The organism is Arthrobacter sp. P1_D12 (assembly GCF_056406175.1).
This window is the reverse complement of sequence record NZ_JBFUAR010000004.1, coordinates 47454-65114: the sequence shown is the minus strand read 5'-3', so window position 1 is coordinate 65114 and position 17661 is coordinate 47454. Positions and strand designations below refer to the sequence as shown.

Annotated in this window: 14 protein-coding genes; 6 read left to right on the top strand and 8 right to left on the bottom strand. The window is 67.1% G+C overall.

Annotated elements, in window-relative coordinates; translation table 11 throughout:
- Window positions 1-98: 98 nt before the first annotated feature.
- Window positions 99-1757, top strand: a complete 1659-nt coding sequence (locus AC1DZV_RS03850) for an MDR family MFS transporter (protein WP_476951612.1) — start codon at window positions 99-101, stop codon at window positions 1755-1757.
- Between the two features lie 202 nt (window positions 1758-1959).
- Complete coding sequence (locus AC1DZV_RS03845; protein WP_476953005.1) at window positions 1960-3435, top strand: sugar porter family MFS transporter; 1476 nt, start codon at window positions 1960-1962, stop codon at window positions 3433-3435.
- A 119-nt stretch (window positions 3436-3554) separates the two neighbouring features.
- Here AC1DZV_RS03845 and AC1DZV_RS03840 read toward each other — a convergent pair whose 3' ends face one another.
- The 5 genes from AC1DZV_RS03840 to AC1DZV_RS03820 all read right to left on the bottom strand — a co-directional run bounded on the left by AC1DZV_RS03840 (window position 3555) and on the right by AC1DZV_RS03820 (window position 9351).
- Window positions 3555-4781, bottom strand: a complete 1227-nt coding sequence (locus AC1DZV_RS03840; RefSeq protein WP_476953004.1) for an MFS transporter — start codon at window positions 4779-4781, stop codon at window positions 3555-3557.
- A gap of 38 nt (window positions 4782-4819) precedes the next feature.
- On the bottom strand, window positions 4820-5284 hold the full coding sequence (locus AC1DZV_RS03835; RefSeq protein ID WP_476953003.1) for a MarR family winged helix-turn-helix transcriptional regulator: 465 nt from the start codon (window positions 5282-5284) through the stop codon (window positions 4820-4822).
- Between the two features lie 185 nt (window positions 5285-5469).
- A complete protein-coding gene (locus tag AC1DZV_RS03830) occupies window positions 5470-6618 on the bottom strand; it encodes a mannitol-1-phosphate 5-dehydrogenase (protein WP_476953002.1) in 1149 nt (382 codons plus the stop codon).
- On the bottom strand, window positions 6618-8564 hold the full coding sequence (locus tag AC1DZV_RS03825) for a PTS mannitol transporter subunit IICBA (RefSeq protein ID WP_476953001.1): 1947 nt from the start codon (window positions 8562-8564) through the stop codon (window positions 6618-6620). The genes AC1DZV_RS03830 and AC1DZV_RS03825 overlap by 1 nt, the downstream gene beginning before the upstream one ends.
- Window positions 8565-8622: 58 nt before the next feature.
- Window positions 8623-9351, bottom strand: a complete 729-nt coding sequence (locus AC1DZV_RS03820; RefSeq protein ID WP_028277575.1) for a TetR/AcrR family transcriptional regulator — start codon at window positions 9349-9351, stop codon at window positions 8623-8625.
- Window positions 9352-9535: 184 nt separating this feature from the next.
- On the opposite strand from AC1DZV_RS03820, the gene ptsP reads away from it, so the two are divergent.
- From ptsP to AC1DZV_RS03805, 3 genes are all read left to right on the top strand, one after another.
- On the top strand, window positions 9536-11221 hold the full coding sequence (ptsP, locus tag AC1DZV_RS03815; RefSeq protein ID WP_476953000.1) for a phosphoenolpyruvate--protein phosphotransferase: 1686 nt from the start codon (window positions 9536-9538) through the stop codon (window positions 11219-11221).
- A 22-nt stretch (window positions 11222-11243) separates the two neighbouring features.
- The gene (locus AC1DZV_RS03810) at window positions 11244-11666 is read left to right on the top strand and encodes a helix-turn-helix domain-containing protein (protein ID WP_476952999.1); all 423 of its coding nucleotides are present in this window, start codon (window positions 11244-11246) and stop codon (window positions 11664-11666) included.
- 74 nt (window positions 11667-11740) lie between these two features.
- The gene (locus AC1DZV_RS03805) at window positions 11741-12010 is read left to right on the top strand and encodes a hypothetical protein (RefSeq protein WP_476952998.1); all 270 of its coding nucleotides are present in this window, start codon (window positions 11741-11743) and stop codon (window positions 12008-12010) included.
- An 8-nt stretch (window positions 12011-12018) separates the two neighbouring features.
- Here AC1DZV_RS03805 and AC1DZV_RS03800 read toward each other — a convergent pair whose 3' ends face one another.
- Window positions 12019-13239, bottom strand: coding sequence for a PucR family transcriptional regulator (locus tag AC1DZV_RS03800; RefSeq protein WP_476952997.1), 1221 nt, complete (start codon window positions 13237-13239; stop codon window positions 12019-12021).
- Between the two features lie 245 nt (window positions 13240-13484).
- On the opposite strand from AC1DZV_RS03800, the gene ald reads away from it, so the two are divergent.
- Window positions 13485-14603, top strand: a complete 1119-nt coding sequence (gene ald / locus AC1DZV_RS03795) for an alanine dehydrogenase (protein ID WP_476952996.1) — start codon at window positions 13485-13487, stop codon at window positions 14601-14603.
- A gap of 132 nt (window positions 14604-14735) precedes the next feature.
- On the opposite strand, the gene AC1DZV_RS03790 is transcribed toward ald, so the two are convergent.
- Both AC1DZV_RS03790 and AC1DZV_RS03785 read right to left on the bottom strand, forming a co-directional pair.
- Window positions 14736-15791, bottom strand: a complete 1056-nt coding sequence (locus AC1DZV_RS03790) for a Gfo/Idh/MocA family protein (RefSeq protein ID WP_476951620.1) — start codon at window positions 15789-15791, stop codon at window positions 14736-14738.
- 139 nt (window positions 15792-15930) lie between these two features.
- A complete protein-coding gene (locus tag AC1DZV_RS03785) occupies window positions 15931-17628 on the bottom strand; it encodes an ABC transporter family substrate-binding protein (protein ID WP_476951621.1) in 1698 nt (565 codons plus the stop codon).
- Window positions 17629-17661: the final 33 nt, after the last annotated feature.

The window sequence follows — 17661 nt, the reverse complement described above, 5'->3', positions numbered from 1 at the left end:
CTTTCTTCTCCCGAGGTAGTGGCGGGAACAATTCAGCCAGTAACATAGTTACTGAAAGCAACTATCCGCTTAATCCCCCACTTCACCTTGGAGCAGTCATGTCCAAAACCACCTCCGTGCGCGCCGCGGGAGAGGTCCTGACCCACCGTCAGACCATCACCGTCATGGTGGGACTCATGCTCGGCATGTTCCTGTCTTCGCTGGACCAGACGATCGTGTCCACCTCGATCTACACGATCGCCAACGACCTCGACGGCCTCTCCCTGCAGGCCTGGGCCACCACCGCCTACCTCATCACCTCCACGGTGAGCACGCCGCTCTACGGCAAGCTCAGCGACATCTTCGGGCGCCGCCCGCTGTATCTCATCGCCATCGTGATCTTCCTCGCCGGTTCGCTCTACGCCGGCTCGGTCCACTCGATGACCGAACTCGCCATTGCCCGCGGCATCCAGGGCATGGGCGCCGGCGGCCTCCTGGCCCTCGCACTGACCATCATCGGCGACATCGTGCCGCTCAAGGACCGGGCCAAGTACCAGGGCTACTTCATGTCGGTCTTCGGCATCTCCTCCGTCCTGGGCCCGGTGATCGGCGGCGCCTTCGCGGGCACCGAAACGATCCTCGGGATCGACGGCTGGCGCTGGGTGTTCCTGATCAACATTCCGATCGGCCTCGCGGCCCTCACAGTGGTGTTCATGTACCTGCACCTCCCCGCCAAGCACGTGAAGCAGAAGATCGACTACTGGGGCGCCGCGGCCATCACGCTGGCCATTGTGCCGCTCCTCCTCGTGGCCGAACAGGGCCGCACCTGGGGCTGGAGCTCCGCGAACTCCTACCTCTGCTACGGGCTCGGCGTCGTGGGCATCATCGCGTTCCTGCTGGCCGAACGGCACGCCGCCGACTACGCGCTGATCCCGCTCCGGCTGTTCCAGAACATCACCTTCGGCCTGTCCTCGCTGCTGAACTTCATCATCGGCATCGGCATGTTCGGCGCCATCGCAATGCTGCCCATGTACCTGCAGCTGGTCAAGGGCCTGACCCCCACCGAGGCCGGCCTCATGATGATCACCTTCACCGTGGGCATCCTCACCGGCTCCATCACAGCGGGCCGGACCATCTCGGCCTCGGGCACCTACCGGATCTTCCCGATCCTTGGCACCGCTACGCTGACGGTGGCCGCCGTCGTCATGGGCCTCTCCCTCGGCGTGGACACCCCGCTGTGGGTCCCCGGCGCCATCGCCGTGTTCTTCGGCCTGGGACTGGGCTTCTGCATGCAGCCGCTGACGCTGGCCATGCAGGTCTCCGTGCCCTCGAAGGACATGGGCGTGGGCACCTCCTCCGCCGCGTTCTTCCGCTCCATGGGCGGCGCGGTTGGCACGGCCGTGTTCATCTCGATGCTTTTCAGCCTCGCGGCGGACAAGATCGCCACGGGCATGAAGGACGCCGCGCAGAATGCCGACTACCTCAAGGTGCTCAAGGATCCGGCCGTGGCCGCCGACCCGGCCAACGCCCAGCTCTACGAGTTCTTCAAGAACGGCGCCAGCAACGATTCACTCAACGACACCAGCTGGCTGCACACCGCCAACGCGACGCTGACGCGCCCCATCACCGAGGGCTTCGCGCAGTCGATCGACGCCGTCATGCTCACGGCCGCCGTGCTCACCGGCATCGCCTTCCTGATCACGTTCGCCCTGCCGAACAAGAAACTCACGGACCCGAAGGTGGTTGCCCGGGAGGGTGCCGTGGCCGCCGCCCACTAGGGCGGTCCCGAGGTCTGGAACACGACGACGGCAGGCAGTCTTCTGGACCGCCTGCCGTCGTCGTCTGCCCTCAGGCGCAGCAGCTTCAAAGTGTATGTTTCGTCTCACTTTCCGGTGGTTGTGACAGGCGGCACGCCGGGTCGGGTGTAAGACTGTGTAGTTGCGGCGAAGGCCGTGGACCGCGAACTGCCAAGGGAGCCGTATGACCACCACCCATGACCAGACCGCCGCCAAGATCCCAAAAAGGGTCATTTGGCTGGCCGTAGCGGGCGCCGTCGGCGGCTTCCTCTTCGGTTTTGACTCCTCCGTCGTCAACGGCGCCGTCGACGCGATCAAGGACGAGTTCGCCCTCAGCGAGGCCGTGACCGGCTTCGCCGTCGCCGTGGCCCTCCTCGGCTGCGCGGCAGGGGCCTACCTGGCCGGCAAGATCGCCGACCGCTATGGCCGGATCCCGGCCATGAAGCTGGGCGCGCTGCTGTTCCTCGTCAGCGCCATCGGCACCGGGTTCGCGTTCGGCGTCTGGGACCTGATCTTCTGGCGCCTGGTGGGCGGGCTCGGCATCGGCCTGGCCTCGGTGATCGCGCCGGCCTACATTTCCGAAATCTCCCCCCGCCACGTCCGGGGCCGCCTGGCCTCGCTGCAGCAGCTGGCGATCACCACCGGCATCTTCGCCGCCCTGCTCTCCGACGCCGTGTTCGCGACGTCGGCCGGCGGCGCGGACCAGGCCCTGTGGCTTGGTTTGGAAGCCTGGCGCTGGATGTTCATGGCCGCCGCCGTCCCCGCGGTCGTCTACGGCTGGATCGCCTTCACCCTGCCCGAATCGCCGCGGTTCCTGGTGTTCCAGGGCAAGGACCAGGAGGCCCTCAGGGTCTTCAAGTCGATCGCCCCGGACGAGGACTCGGACCGGCACCTGCGCGACATCAAGAAGGCCATCGACGAGGACAAGCTCGCCGGCCAGAAGGGTTCCCTGCGCGGCAAGGCCCTGGGCCTGCAGCCGGTGGTCTGGATCGGCATCATCCTGTCCGTGCTGCAGCAGTTCGTCGGCATCAACGTCATCTTCTACTACTCCACGACGCTGTGGAAGGCCGTGGGCTTCCAGGAAAAGGATTCGCTCACCATCTCCGTGGCCACCGCCGTCACCAACATCCTGGTCACGCTCGTGGCAATCGCCCTGGTGGACCGGATCGGGCGCCGTCCGATCATGCTGGCCGGCTCGATCGGCATGGCCCTCTCGCTGGGCACCATGGCGCTGGCCTTCGGCTCGGCCACCGGGTCCGGCGACGCGATCTCGCTGCCCGGGGCGTGGGGTCCGGCGGCGCTGGTCGCCGCCAACGTGTTCGTCATCAGCTTCGGCGCCTCCTGGGGCCCGCTGGTGTGGGTGCTGCTGGGGGAGATCTTCCCGTCCCGGATCCGCGCCCGGGCCCTGGGCCTGGCCGCGGCCGCGCAGTGGATCGCCAACTTCGCCATCACCCTGAGCTTCCCGGTCATGGCCGCGGCCTCCCTGCCGCTGACGTACGCCATGTACGCGCTGTTCGCGGCGGCGTCGTTCTTCTTCGTCATGTTCAAGGTCCCGGAGACCAACGGCATGTCCCTGGAGCAGGCCGAAACCCTGTTCGTACCGAAGGGATCCGCAAAGGAAGCCGCCAAGGAATCCGCGAAAGAGTCCGCCAGGGCCTGAGCCGGCGCTTCTGTGAGGCCCGCCGCACCTTCAGCGTTCCGACAAAGAACGCCCATGCTTCCTCGGAAGCATGGGCGTTCTTTGTCACCTCAGCGGGTTCTGCACAACACGGGGCGTTGCTACACCACGTGTGGCTCGTGCGCCGCCAGGTAGCGGCGTCCGCCGAAGACGACGGCAATGGCGGCCACCATGGCCAGCGCGCCGGCGAAGAAGGGCACCTGCGGGCCGAAGTGCTCGCCCAGCTGCGCCGCGGCAAACGGTGCCAGGGCGCCGCCCATCCAGCGCACGAAGTTGTAGCCGGCCGAGGCCACCGGCCGCGGCGAGTCGGACACGCCCATGGCCAGTTCGGTGTAGATGGTGTTGTTGATGCCCAGGAGCGCCCCGGAAATGACGACGAGGACGACGACGGCCGGCACCGAGTGCCCGGCGGCCAGGCCCAGTCCCACAAGGTCGAGCATCAGCAGGACGAGGGTGCCGGTGAGGACCCGGACCGCTCCGAAGCGGTTCTGCAGCACAGGGGCGGCAAACACTGAGAAGACCGCGACGGCCACACCCCAGCCGAAGAACACCCCGCCGATCCCGTAGGCGTCCATGCCGAGGATGAAGGGCGTGAAGGCGAGGACGGTGAAGAAGCCGTAGTTGTAGAACAGGCCGCTGGCCGCCGTCGTCCGCAGCCCCTTGTGTCCGAGGGCCAGCAGCGGATCCCGGAGCCGGACTTTCCGCCCGGGCAGCGGAGTCCTGGGCAGCAGGGCAATGAGCGCGATGAATGCGGAGGCCATCAGCACGGCCGTGCCGAAGAACGGGGCGCGCCACTGCCAGCCGCCCAGCAGTGCGCCCAGGAGCGGGCCGAGGGAAATGCCCAGGCCGAGCGCGGCCTCGTAAAGGATGATCGCCGTGCCGGCGCCGCCACTTGCCACGCCGACAATCACGGCCAGCGCCGTGGCCACGAACAGGGCGTTGCCCAGCCCCCAGCCGGCGCGGAAGCCGATGAGCTCAGACACGCTGCCCGACGTGCCGGACAGGGAGGCGAACACGACGATGACCGCCAGCCCGATCAGCAGCGTCCGCTTCCCGCCGATCCGGGAGGACACGTAGCCGGTGATCAGCATGGCGACTGCGGTCACCAGGAAATAGCTTGTGAAGAGCAGTGACACCTGGCTCGGCGAGGCGTCCAGGTTCTTGGCGATCGCCGGCAGGATGGGGTCCACCAGCCCGATCCCCATGAAGGCGAACACCGCCGCGAGGGCCGTGGCCCACACCGCCTTGGGCTGTTTGAGCAGTGAGGCCTTCTCGGCCTCGAGGGTTACTTCCGCTGCCGGCAGGGTGTCGGCGGGCTGGCCGTGCATGGGGGCACTCCTAAGTGATTGGAATTGTTGGGTGAAGATCAGGCCAGGAGCGTCGCGTTGATCCTGCCGATGACCGGGAGGGCGGCCGCGAGGGCGGCGCGGTCTTCGTCCGAAAGGGACGAGAGGACGCCGGCCATGACGGCGTTGCGGCGCTCATTGGCGGATGCGACGGCGGCGAGGCCGGCGTCCGTGAGGGTGACCCGGACGGCGCGGGAATCGTCGGGGTCCGGCTCGCGCCGGGCGAGGCCGGCGCGCTCGAGCTTGATGATCTGCTCGGTGGCACTGGGCACCTTGACGCCAAGATTCCGGGCGATTTCGCCCACCCGCACACCGCCTGCGGCGGGCCCGGCGTCCAACAGCATCTTGAGCATGCTGAGCTGGGCGGCGCTGAGTTCGCCGTCGGCGTCCAGCCGGCGGACGAGGTAGATGCTGTGGCGAAGGGCCTCGCGGAAGTCCTCGGCGAGAGCGAGGAGGCCGGGGTCAGCCGGTTGACTGGCATTCATAGTTAGGTAGCCTAACAGTTAGGCACCCTAATGGTCAACGTCCAGTCCCTCCCTCACTTTTCGCGTCAAAAAAACAGACCCTCCCTCATCAGAAGTGAGGGAGGGTCTGTGTATCGGACAATCATCTGAGGGAGCGTCGCCCAAAAGCCCGCGCGATCTGAGGGAGCGTTGTTGGGCTGGGGCGGCTAGACGACCGCTTTGGCCTCCTCGATGAGGGAGGACACGGCGGCAAAGAGCGGGTGGTCCGCCGGCAGGCCAGTGATCTTCTCCGTGGCCTCGTCCGGCGTGGACGCGGAGAGGATTTTCGCCAGCTCCACGGCCTCGGCGTCGGCCGGATCATTGAAGCGCAGGGCCGCGGCGATGGCCCCGAGCAGCGCCTCGGGGACAATTCCGCGTTCGGCCAGCTCGGCAGCGGGACCGATGAAGCGCTCATGCCGGCTGAGTTTGCGCAGCGGGGCACGGCCCACCCGGGTGACGGTGTCCGGCAGGTGCGGGTTCGAGAAGCGGCCCAGGATTTTTTCCACGTACGCCTCCTGCTCGGCCCGGTTGAAGCCGTGCTTGGCCACCAGCAGCTCCTTGGTTTCGTCCAGGACGGCGCGCACATCGGCCGCGACGTCCTGGTCGGCCATGGCCTCGGAAATCTTGCCCAGGCCGGCCTCGAATCCGAAGTAGGCCGCCGCCGCGTGCCCCGTGTTGACGGTGAACAGCTTCCGCTCGATGTACGGTGCGAGATCGTCCACGAACGTCGCGCCCGGGACCACCGGCTCGTTACCGGCGAACGGGGTGCGGTCGATCACCCACTCATAGAACGTCTCCACCGTGACGTCCAGGCCCTGCCCGGCTTCCTGGTTCGGCACAATCCGGTCCACCGCCGTGTTGGCAAACACGGCGGCCGCGTCCAGGGCGCCCGCGGCCGGATCCCACTGGGCAACGACCTCGGACTTCAGGATGTCCGTGGCGTTGATCGCGTTCTCGCACGCCATCACCTGCATCGGCGCCAGCCCGGCGGCACGGGCGGCAATCCCCTTGGCGATCACGGGCGCCACGAACTTCAGGATGTGCGGCCCCACGGCGGTGGTGACGATGTCCGCCGTCGCGATTTCCGCGACGACGTCGGCCTCCTGGGTGCCGGAGTTCAGCGCCCGGAAGTTGTTGACGGTACGGACTGCGGGGTTCTCTCCGACTTCGTGGACCTCGTAGCTGTCCGCGGCGGCCAGTTCGGTGATGAGGGCGTCCGCGACGTCGGCGAACACCACCTCATACCCCGCGTCGTGCAGCAGCAGGCCCACGAAGCCGCGCCCGATGTTTCCGGCTCCGAAATGAACAGCCTTCACTAGGAGTTGACCTTTCCGAACAGGGCCAGCACTTCGTCAACCGTGGTGGCCGCCTCGAGCTGGGCCACCTGGGCCTTGTTGGTGAAGACCTTGGCGATTGAGGACAGGATGTGCAGGTGTTCGTTGTTGACGCCGGCCACACCGACGACGAACTTCACTTCTTTGCCGTTCCAGTCGATGCCGTTCGGGTAGCGGATAACGGAGACCGCCGACTTCATGATGTGGTCCTTCGCGGCGTTGGTGCCGTGCGGGATGGCCAGGAAGCTGCCCATGTACGTGGAGACGGATTCCTCGCGTTCGTGCATGGCGTCCACGTAGCCGGAGTCGACGGCGCCGCGGTCCAGCAGAAGCTGCCCGGCCTCGTCGATCGCGGCGTCCCGCGTGGTCGCGTGGCCGTTGAGGACGACGCTTTCGGCCACCAGGATGCCGGCGGGACCCTCCTCGGCTTCTGCCTCGGCGGCCGCGACAGGGGTCGTTTCCGTGGTGCCGGCTTCCGTGTTGCTGGCCTCGACCAGTTCCACGATCTCGTCGTACCGCGGGCTGTTCATGAAGTTGTCCACAGAGACATGCACGGCGCTGGCGGTCGCGGGCTTGGCCCGTTCGGTCAGGTCCTGGTGGGTGATGACGACGTCGTAGGTGTCGGTGAGGTTGGCGATCGCGGAGTTGGTGACCTTGACGTCCGAGAAGCCGGCGGCCTTGATCTTGTTGCGGAGCACCGAGGCGCCCATCGCGCTGGAACCCATGCCGGCGTCGCAGGCAAAGACGATGTTCTTGATCGGGGTGGCGAGGACGGCGACGCCGCTGGCACCCACGCCCTCACCGATCAGGGCTGCGGACACCGAGCTCTTCTTGCCCTTCAGGGCCTCCATCCGGTGGGTGGCCTGATCGAGGTCGTCTTCGGCGGGCGCCTTGCTGGCTTTCAGGACCACCGAGGCGATCAGGAAGGACACCGTGGTGGCAAAGAGGACGGAGAGCGTCACGCCAACATAGCTGTCGCGCGCCGTGGAGGCGTAGACCGCGATGATGCTGCCCGGGGCTGCCGGGGACCGGAGTCCGGCGCCGGTGACCACGAGCGTGAAGATGCCGGTCATGCCGCCGCCGATTGCGGCGAAGATCGTCATCGGCTTCATCAGGACGTACGGGAAGTAGATCTCATGGATACCGCCGACGAACTGGATCACGGCTGCGCCCGGCGCGGACGCCTTGGCCAGACCCTTGCCGAAGAATGAAAAGGCGAGCAGGATGCCGAAGCCCGGACCGGGGTTGGCTTCAAGCAGGAACAGGATGGACTTGCCCTGCTCGAGCGCCTGCTGCGTGCCCAGCGGGGTGAGGATGCCATGGTTAACGGCGTTGTTCAGGAACAGGACCTTTGCGGGCTCGATGAAGATGCTCGTGAAGGGCAGCAGGCCGTTGGTGACCAGGAATTCGACCACGGCGCTGGCGCCATTGCTGAAGGCCTTCACGATCGGGCCGACCACCAGCATGCCGACAACCGCCATGGCGGCGGCAACGATGCCTGCCGAGAAGTTGTCGATCAGCATTTCGAAGCCGGGCTTGACGCGGCCTTCCCAGATCTTGTCCAGCTTCATCATGATCCAGGCAGTGAGCGGGCCAAGGATCATGGCGCCGATGAACATGGGGATGTCGGTACCGACGATGACACCCATGGTGGCCACCGCGCCCACCACGCCGCCGCGCACGCCGTAGACCATCCGGCCGCCGGTGTAGCCGATCAGCAGCGGGAGCATGTACGTGATCATGGGCCCGACAAGCTTGCCGAGCTCCGCATTGGGGAAGAAGCCGGCCGGGATGAAGAGCGCCGTGATGAAGCCCCAGGCGATGAAGGCGCCGATGTTGGGCATGATCATTCCGGACAGGAACGTCCCGAATTTCTGGACGTGTACGCGCATGCTGGTGCGTGGTTTCGCAACTGTCTCTGTTGCCATGTGAGTTCCTAACCGTCGTTCCCGCTGCATTGCAGGATGGTCCGATAATTTCGCCGAGCTAGCTGGTGGAGCTGTTGGAGATCCGGTGGAGCCATTCGAGGAAGAGCTTGAGTTCCGAGCTGGAGAGCTGGTCCGAGTGGGACGCCTGGAGGGCTGCGTTCAATGCGATGGCCGCCACAACCACTGAGGACTTTCCGCTGTCCACAGAACCGTTGTCCCGGGCCTGCTCGGTGGAAACCGCAAAGATCATGGCGTCGCGGGTCATGGCGGAGAGCTCGAGGTTCCGCTCCGGCACCTTTTCCGCGATCAGCATGAGGGTCATGCCCACATTGGCCGCCAGGATGGACCTGGCCGCCTCCTTGGGCGGGACGTTGAGCTGGCCGGAGACAGCCGCCTTGTTCAGCATTTCCTCCATGAGGGCCTCGGCATCGGCGACGATGGCCGGGCGGCTCTCAGGGCGGATGTTGCCGAACATGACGAGGTACAGTTCCGGCTGTTTCAGCCCGAACTGGACATGGTTGTCCCACATCCTCCGGATGTCCTCCAGAGGCTGGCCAGAGGGCGCGAAGTCCCGTTCGCCCGCGACATATTCGTCGAAACCTGCTGCGACGACGGCGTCGAACAGCCCTTCTTTGTCACCAAAGTGGTGGTAGAGGGTCGGTGCCGTGACACCGGCCAGCTGCGTGATCTGGCGGGTCGAGACTGCGGATCCGCCGGAGTTGGCCAGCAGCTCGGCGGCCGCACGCAGCAGCCGGGCTTTGGGTGGTAGCTGGCCATCGATACTCATAACCGCTACCCTAGCACCTATAGCAACGCTATATGAACTGCATCACATACAATTTTTTCAGGTGCCGTGACCCGCCCGCTGCCGTAGCCGTCAGCCGCGGGCGCAAATGATCAGCAGGGTCGCTGCGGCACCTGGTTTACCGGCTTGATGGCCACTGGCCTACGACAGAATATGAGGACCTTCAGTGCAGAACTTCCCAGGAGTAGGCGTTAGCCCCGGCCGCATCATCGGCACCGTCCGGCAGATGCCCAAACCGATCAGCGAACCGCCTGCCGGAGAGCAGCTTCCCGCCGGCGTCACGGCGGAGGACGCGACGGCGGCGCTGAAGGCCGCGGCGAAATCCGTCCACGACGAACTGAAGGCCCGCTCCGAGACCGTCTCGGGCGACGGCAAGGCCGTTCTCGAGGCCACGGCCCTCATGGCCACTGACACCATGCTGCTCAAATCCGCCGCAAAACTGATCGGCCGCGGCACCTCCGGGCAGCGTGCAATCTGGGAAGCCGGCGCCTCGGTCTCGGAGATGCTGCACAACCTGGGCGGCTACATGGCCGAGCGCGCCACGGACGTCCTGGATGTCCGCTCCCGGATCGTGGCGGAACTGCGCGGAGTCTCCGCGCCGGGCATTCCCGTGTCCTCCACCCCGTTCATCCTCATCGCAGAGGACCTGGCCCCGGCCGATACCGCCACCCTGGATCCGGAAAAGGTCCTGGCCCTCGTCACCGCCGGCGGCGGCCCGCAGTCCCACACCGCGATCATCGCCCGGTCACTGGGTCTGCCCGCCGTGGTCGCCGCAGTCGGGGTCGACGAACTCGCCGACGGCACCGAGGTGTACGTGGACGGCGCGGCCGGGCTCATCACCGCGAACCCCGACGAGTCCCAGCGCGCGGCCGCAGCCCACTGGGCCGCCACCGCCTCACTGCTCGCCGCCTTCGACGGGACCGGCACGACGGCGGACGGCCACCTCGTGCCGCTCCTGGCCAACGTCGGCGGCGCCAAGGACGCCGTGGCCGCGGCCGGCCTGAACGCCCAGGGCGTGGGACTGTTCCGGACCGAATTCTGCTTCCTGGAGCGGGACACCGAACCGACCGTGGAGGAGCAGGCCGCCGCCTACCAGGGCGTCTTCGACGCCTTCCCGGGCAAGAAAGTGGTGCTCCGCACGCTCGACGCCGGCGCGGACAAGCCGCTGCCGTTCCTGACCGACGCCACCGAGCCCAACCCCGCCCTGGGCGTCCGCGGCTACCGGACCGATTTCACCACGCCGGGGGTCCTGGAGCGCCAGCTGCAGGCCATTGCCTTAGCGGAGAAAGCATCCGAGGCCGACGTCTGGGTGATGGCCCCGATGATTTCCACCGCTGAGGAAGCGGCCCGCTTTGCCTCGCTGTGCACTGCGGCAGGGATCAAGACGCCCGGCGTCATGGTGGAGGTCCCGTCGGCGGCGCTGACGGCCGAGGCCATCCTCCGCGAGGTTGGCTTCGCCAGCCTGGGCACCAATGACCTCACCCAGTACGCCATGGCAGCCGACCGCCAGCTCGGCCCGCTGGCCGCCCTGAACACCCCCTGGCAGCCGGCCGTACTGCGGCTCGTGGGCCTGACCGTGGAAGGTTCCGCGGCCGAGGGCCACAACAAGCCGGTGGGCGTGTGCGGTGAGGCCGCGGCGGACCCTGCCCTCGCCGTCGTCCTCACGGGGCTGGGCGTCACCACGCTGTCCATGACGGCGCGTTCCATCGCGGCCGTCGCCGCCGTGCTGAAGACCGTCACCCTGGCTGAAGCGCAGGAGCTGGCCAAGCTGGCCTTGTCCGCGCCGAGCGCTACGGAGGCCCGGGCGTGGGTGCGGGCAAAACTGCCGGTCCTGGAGGACCTTGGGCTGTAGCGGCTGCCGCTAGGATGCACTCATGGCACTGATAGCCCCCCGGGTGACGGCCGGCCTCCCGGCCGAGGATGCGCAGAACCTCAGGTACGCCCTCGACGGCAGCCACGACATTACGGTGTTCGTGGACGGCACCGTCCACCGGCTGCCGCCCGCGGCGCGGGACGCCGTCGTCGATCTGCTGGGCCGCTTCAGCCGCGGCGAGGCGGTGACGGTCAGCAGCGTCGAGGAAATGCTGACGACGTCCCGGGCCGCGGAGCTTGCGGGAATCTCGCACACATATCTGCGGAACATGACCGACCGCGGCGAGATCCCGGTGGAATACCGCGGAACGCACCGCCGGATCCGGCTGGCCGACATCATGGCGTGGCTTGAAACGCAGAAGAAGAATGGTGCGGGCGCCGGCACGCCGGCCGGCCAGGATGACGAGACTGCCGGTGCTTCATGAAGCAGTGATAAGGATCAAGCAACGATCCCTGTCCGGCGCGGAAGCACTGATATCCCGCGGGTTAAGCTTGGAATGTGGGTAAATTCAGAGGGTGGCACATCGTGGCAGGGATCGCCGCCATGCTGCTCGCTGGCATCTTCGGAACCGCGATGGGCCTGAACAACACCGCCACGTATTTGGCCAGCGGCGTCGCTTTCGTAGCGGTGTCGCTCTGGGTGGACAGCCGGATTTCCCGCCGCCGGAGTGCCGCCGGCATCGCCGGCCCCGGCCAGGACCTTGGCCAGGACGCTGGCCACGACGCGAAGCCGGCGCTCGACGCCGACACCTCCAAGCGCGAGGGCTAAGCGCGCCGCTAGATTCTGGGCCGGCCAGCCCAGCGCCGCGCCTTGAGCCCGGCATGCAGTTCCAGCCGCACCATTCCCTTCAACGGGTCCACGCCCAGCAGCTGGCGGATCCGGCCGAGCCGGTTGTAGATGCTGCTCCGGTGCAGGTGCAGTTTGGCCGCGACCTCCTGGACCGAGCCGTCGTTGTCGTAGAACAGCTCCAGCACGGGCAGCAGCTCGTGGTTGCGGTCATGGTCCTCGAGGAGGCGGAAATACACGGAACCCGCGTCTGCCCAGGCTCCCGCGCCGCCGCCGGCCGAGGCCAGGAGCTGGTAGACGCCGGTGGCCCGGCAGTCGACGAGCTCGCCCAGCTGGGGATCCACCGCCGCGGCCTGGGCCGCCTGCCGTGACTGCCGGTAGGCCTCGGCCAGTTCCCGCGGCTTGGCGAATCCCTCGGACGTGCCCAGGATGATCCGCCGGACCGTGCGCCCGGAGCGTTTGGCGAGTTCGAGCTGGTAGTGGACCAGCACCTGGGCGTGGTCGGCGCGTCCCGTGGATTCCTTGAAGAGCACCACCGCATGGGTCTCCGTGCCGGCGCTGAATAGTGCGGCGTCCACCCCGATGGTCGCCTGCAGCGCCGCGGAGCGGTGAATGAGCGTGTCGGCGATGGGATCCGAGCCCCCGGCCCAGCCATCCGCGTCCAGTACGGTCACCAGCTGCCAGGGCCCCTTGCCCTGGACCTCTTTCCAGCCCGCGACGGCCGCCGCCGCGTTGGCCTCCCCGGCGCACGCGGCCAGGAACTCCTGCTCGCGCCGGCGCCGGAACTCGGACTCCGCCGTGTTGGAATCCAGCAGCAGGGAGGACAGCTGCTCCAGCTCCGGCGCCACGTCCGGCAGCTGACCCAGGACGGTCGCGGCGCTGGGCTCCCCGGCGTCGAGCTGGACCCACAGGTACCCCACCCGGAAGCCCCGCACCAACAGCGGCACGCACACGCGCCCGAGCATGCCGAGGTCCGCGTTGGCCGGCACGACGACCGGCCGGACCGCCGTCGCGATCCCGTGGGAGAGCTGCCACGCGATGACATCCACGGGGACCCGCTTGCTGAGCAGGAAGTTCACCCGGACGCGGTCCGCGTGGGATTGGTTGGAGCTGTAGGCGAGGAGCAGACCGTCGAGGTCCTCGAGGGAGAGGCCGCGGCCCAGCCGCTGCGCCACCTGCTCCACGAGCTGCTCCACGTCCTGCTGCTGCATCCTGCCAGACTACTGCCCCCGCCCGCCGCACTGCGAATGCATCCGGGACGGACACGAGCCGACACCTGACGTCCGCGCCCTCGACAAATGTCTATTCCAGGTTTTGAAAAACCCCGGAATGACGCGGCGGGCGCCCGATGCCCGGCGGCGGCACCTGTCGCGTGCCTCACAGCGGGATTTATTCTGGAAGAACGAATCCCCCGCTCATCCAGGCCCACGAGGCCACCAGCTACTGGAGCTAACAAATGATCATCGGCGTACCCAAAGAGATCAAGAACAACGAGTTCCGCGTCGCCATCACGGCGGCCGGCGTCCATGAATTCCGCACCCACGGCCACGTCGTCCTCGTCGAGCGCGGCGCGGGCCGGGGCTCCGGCATCACGGATGAGGAATACGCGATCGCCGGCGCCGAGATCGTCGCCGAAGCCGACGACGTCTGGGGCCGCGCGGACATGGTGCTGAAGGTCAAGGAACCGGTCAAGGCCGAATACCACCGCTTCCGCAAGGGCCTGATCCTCTTCACTTACCTGCACCTGGCCGCCGAACCGGAACTGACCCAGGCACTGATCAACTCCGGCGTCACCGCCATCGCGTACGAGACCGTCCAGGAGGGCAGGTCCCTGCCGCTGCTGGCCCCGATGTCCGAGGTTGCCGGCCGGCTGTCCGTGCAGGTCGGCGCCACGTCCCTGATGGCCCCGGCAGGCGGCAAGGGTGTGCTGCTCGGCGGCGTCCCGGGCGTCCGTCCGGCCAAGGTCGTTGTTCTCGGCGCCGGTGTTGCCGGCACCAACGCAGCCGCCATGGCCCTGGGCCTGGGCGCCGACGTCACCATCCTGGACATCAACATCAACCGCCTGCGCGAACTGGACGCCCAGTACCAGGGCCGCCTGAAGACCGTCGCGTCCAACAAGTACGAGATCGAGAAGTCCGTGGTCGACGCCGACCTCGTGATCGGTTCGGTCCTGATCCCGGGCGCCAAGGCACCGAAGCTCGTCACCAACGAGCTCGTGTCCCGGATGAAGCCCGGCTCCGTGCTGGTGGACATCGCCGTGGACCAGGGCGGCTGCTTCGAGGACACGCACCCCACCACGCACCAGGAACCGACGTACAAGGTCCACAACACGATCTTCTACTGCGTCGCCAACATGCCCGGCGCCGTCCCGAACACCTCCACGTACGCGCTGACCAACGTCACCCTGCGCTACGCCGTCTCACTGGCGAACCTGGGCGTCAAGGCTGCGTTTGAGCGCGACGCCGCCCTGGCCGCCGGCCTGAACATCGCCGGCGGCAAGGTTGCCCACCGCTCGGTCTCCGAGGCGCACAACCTGCCCCTCATCGCCGACTGGCACGAGCTGGTCTCCGCGTAGCCAGCACCGTGTAACCAACACATCTCCGCGTAGCGGCACTTCATCGGCTGCTCGGCAACCGCCCTTTTGGACCCCCAGAACGGCAGTTGCAGAGCAGCCGATGGCTGTTTAAGCCCGCACCGTGCCGAGAACCTAGGCGAGGGACCGTGCCTGCTCGATCAGCTGCAGCACCTGGAGCGGGCCCGCGGGGTCGACGGGGACTGGCAGCGCCGAGCCGGCGCCGCCGTCGGCGATCTTGGCGGCCAGGATCCGGTAGAACTCGGGGTAGGCGCCGCGTTCGGTGGGCAGCCGGTCCAGGTGCCCGTCGCGCCCCAGCAGCCCGGCCCAGTCCGGATCTTCCACGCCGTAGTCGGCATCCAGCGGGCTTCCGCCGGCCAGGATGTACGGCTCCTGCGGGTCCACGCCGTGCTTGGTGAAACCGCCCTCGCTGCCCAGGATGCGGTAGCGCGGGCCCTGCTGGGCGCACAGCATGTTCATCCACAGGTGGCTGGTCACCCCGGAGCTGTGCCGCAGGACCACGAAAACGTCGTCGTCCGCCTTGGCTCCGGGCCGCCGGGCCGCCAGTTCCGCGTGAATGACCGTGGCCGGCCCAAAAAGCTGTACGGCCTGGTCCAGCAGGTGGGTGCCGAGGTCAAACAGCACCCCGCCGCCGTCGTCCGCCGTTGCGGCCGCCTTCCATGCTTTGGGGACGTCGGGCGACCACCGCTCGAAGCGGGACTCAAAGCGGCTCACGGTGCCGAAGGCTCCGGTGTCCATGAGGGCCTTAACGGTGAGGAAGTCGCCGTCCCAGCGCCGGTTCTGGAAAACCGTGAGCACCCGGCCCAGCCGCCCGGCCAGGTCGATGAGCTCCTGCCCCTCGGCGCTGCTGGCAGCGAAAGGCTTGTCGACGACGACGTCGAGTCCGGCTTCCAGCGCCGCTTTCGCGAGTGGGTAGTGGGTGGCGGGCGGCGTGCCGAGCACCAGCAGGTCCAGTTCGCCGGCGAGCTCCAGGATATCGGCCGGGGTGTCCACAATCCGGGCGCCGGGGTACCGGGCGGACGCGGCGGACTGCCGGCCGGCGTCGGACGTGGAGATCATGTCCAGGGAAAAGGCGGGGTCGGCGGCGAGCAAGGGCGCGTGGAAGACGCTGCCCGAGAGGCCAAAGCCGGCGACGGCCGTGCGGACAGGCCGGGTTGAATCGTTGCTCATGGTGCCAAGGCTACCGGCTGGGCATGCACCGGGGCGCCTGTCCATCAGGGCCTAATCGAACGAGGCCGGTGCCGCCCGGATGGTTCCGGGGGCACCGGCCTCGGCCGTGCTGCTTGTTAGTGCGTGGTGCTTGTCAGAACTAGCTCTTCTGCCAGCCGACGACGCTCCAGTCCGGGGTCTGGAACAGGGCTGCACCGTAGTTGGCCAGGCCGGTGCGGGCGAAGTAGATCTGCGGGCCGTTCATGATGACGCCCATCGAGAAGTACTTCTCCATGTGCTTCTTCTCGACGTCCATGGCGGCCTTGTTGCGCTGGGCGTCATCCTGGATGGACGCGAGGTCCTTGATGGCCTTGTCCAGTTCGGCGTCGCCGAGTTCGTTCTCGTTGGTCTTGGAATCGTAGAACTGCTTCACGCCGGAGGTGGCGTCGGCGCCTACCGTGTAGCCGCTGATGGTGAGCTGGAAGTCGCGGCTGCCAACCACCTTGCCGAAGTCGGCGTCACCGCGCTGGTCGATGCCAACGTCCATGCCGGCCGCCTGAAGCTGCTTCTGCAGCGTCTGCACGGTGGCGAGGCCGGTGGGGTCGTCACCGAAGTTGGTGATCTTGAACGACGCCGGGACGCCGTCCTTTTCCATGATGCCCTTGGCGTTGGCCTTGTAGCCGGCCTCGGTCAGGACCTTCTTGGCCGCGTCGGCGCCGGTTTCCTTGACCGGGTAGTTGTCCTGGTAGTACTTCGAGAACGGCATCAGCATCATCGAGCCCGAGCTGTTCTCTTCCCAGTTCAGTCCGCCAAAGCGGACGGCGCGGATGGCAGGACGGTCCACGGCGGTGAAAATTGCCTTGCGGACTGCGACGTCGGTGAGCGGGGCCTTGAGGGCGTTGAGGTTCAGGCCGCCAGCGAAGAGGCGCTGACCGCGGCGGACCTCGGAGTTCTTCGTGCCTTCGAGCTGCTTGTACTTCGTCAGCGTGCGGCCGTCGGCCATGTCGATCTCGCCGTTCTTGAAGGCGGCGATCTCGGCGCTGGCCTCCAGCTGGCGGAAGATCACCTTGTCCAGGACCGGCTTCTCGCCCCACCACTTGTCATTCGGCACGAGGGAGACAGTCTTCGCGGCGGAGTCAAACTTGTCGACCTTGAACGGGCCTGCCATCCACTCGGGGTGCAGTTCGCCCGTGAAGCCGGTGTTGAAGATTTCGGGAGTGTTCACAGTCTGCGGGATGAAGCCGCCGAACATGTCACTGAGCGGGTACACCGGCTGTGTGGTGGTGACAACGACTTCCTTGTCGCTGCTGCCCGCCTTGACGGAGTCGATGAACTCGTAGGCGCCGGAGCTGACGATGTCGATGTCCTTGTTCTGGCCATTGAGCATCTTCCACGTGTTCTCGAACGTGGCGGCGTTGATCGGGGTGCCGTCGTTGTAGGCGGCCTTCGGGTTGATCTTGATGGTGATGGTCTGCTTGCCACCTTTGACCTCGCTCTTGAAGTCTTCGCAGAAGTTCTTGTTGAGGTTAGCGGTGCCGTCGAAGTCCAGCTTCCAGCAGCCCACGTAGCCGGCCTCGTCGATCGGGTAGTGCAGTTCAGTGTTGTCCGCTGAGTTGCCCGCGTTGGAGAAGCCGTTGAAGTCCGGTCCGATGTTGCCCAGGGGCAGTGTTACGGTACCGCCCTGCTGCAGGTCGGCGGCCTTCTTGGCGTTGACGCTGACCAGCTTGCTCAGGTCGCCGGAGGCATCCTGTGCCTTGGCGCTCTGGGCGGTGGTTGAGGCGCCACCGCTGCCGCAAGCGGTCAGCGCGAGGGCCGCCACGACGGCCGTGAGGCCGCCGATCCTGGTCCGATTTTTCATGTGATCCCCTTCATTTTTTTCATGCGAGTGTGA

Bases quoted from the DNA above. Each gene is read 5' to 3' on its own strand.
- AC1DZV_RS03850 (WP_476951612.1), top strand. From the start codon at position 99: ATGTCCAAAACCACCTCCGTGCGCGCCGCGGGAGAGGTCCTGACCCAC.
- AC1DZV_RS03845 (WP_476953005.1), top strand. From the start codon at position 1,960: ATGACCACCACCCATGACCAGACCGCCGCCAAGATCCCAAAAAGGGTC.
- AC1DZV_RS03840 (WP_476953004.1), bottom strand. From the start codon at position 4,781: ATGCACGGCCAGCCCGCCGACACCCTGCCGGCAGCGGAAGTAACCCTC.
- AC1DZV_RS03835 (WP_476953003.1), bottom strand. From the start codon at position 5,284: ATGAATGCCAGTCAACCGGCTGACCCCGGCCTCCTCGCTCTCGCCGAG.
- AC1DZV_RS03825 (WP_476953001.1), bottom strand. From the start codon at position 8,564: ATGGCAACAGAGACAGTTGCGAAACCACGCACCAGCATGCGCGTACAC.
- AC1DZV_RS03820 (WP_028277575.1), bottom strand. From the start codon at position 9,351: ATGAGTATCGATGGCCAGCTACCACCCAAAGCCCGGCTGCTGCGTGCG.
- AC1DZV_RS03810 (WP_476952999.1), top strand. From the start codon at position 11,244: ATGGCACTGATAGCCCCCCGGGTGACGGCCGGCCTCCCGGCCGAGGAT.
- AC1DZV_RS03800 (WP_476952997.1), bottom strand. From the start codon at position 13,239: ATGCAGCAGCAGGACGTGGAGCAGCTCGTGGAGCAGGTGGCGCAGCGG.
- ald (WP_476952996.1), top strand. From the start codon at position 13,485: ATGATCATCGGCGTACCCAAAGAGATCAAGAACAACGAGTTCCGCGTC.
- AC1DZV_RS03790 (WP_476951620.1), bottom strand. From the start codon at position 15,791: ATGAGCAACGATTCAACCCGGCCTGTCCGCACGGCCGTCGCCGGCTTT.
- AC1DZV_RS03785 (WP_476951621.1), bottom strand. From the start codon at position 17,628: ATGAAAAATCGGACCAGGATCGGCGGCCTCACGGCCGTCGTGGCGGCC.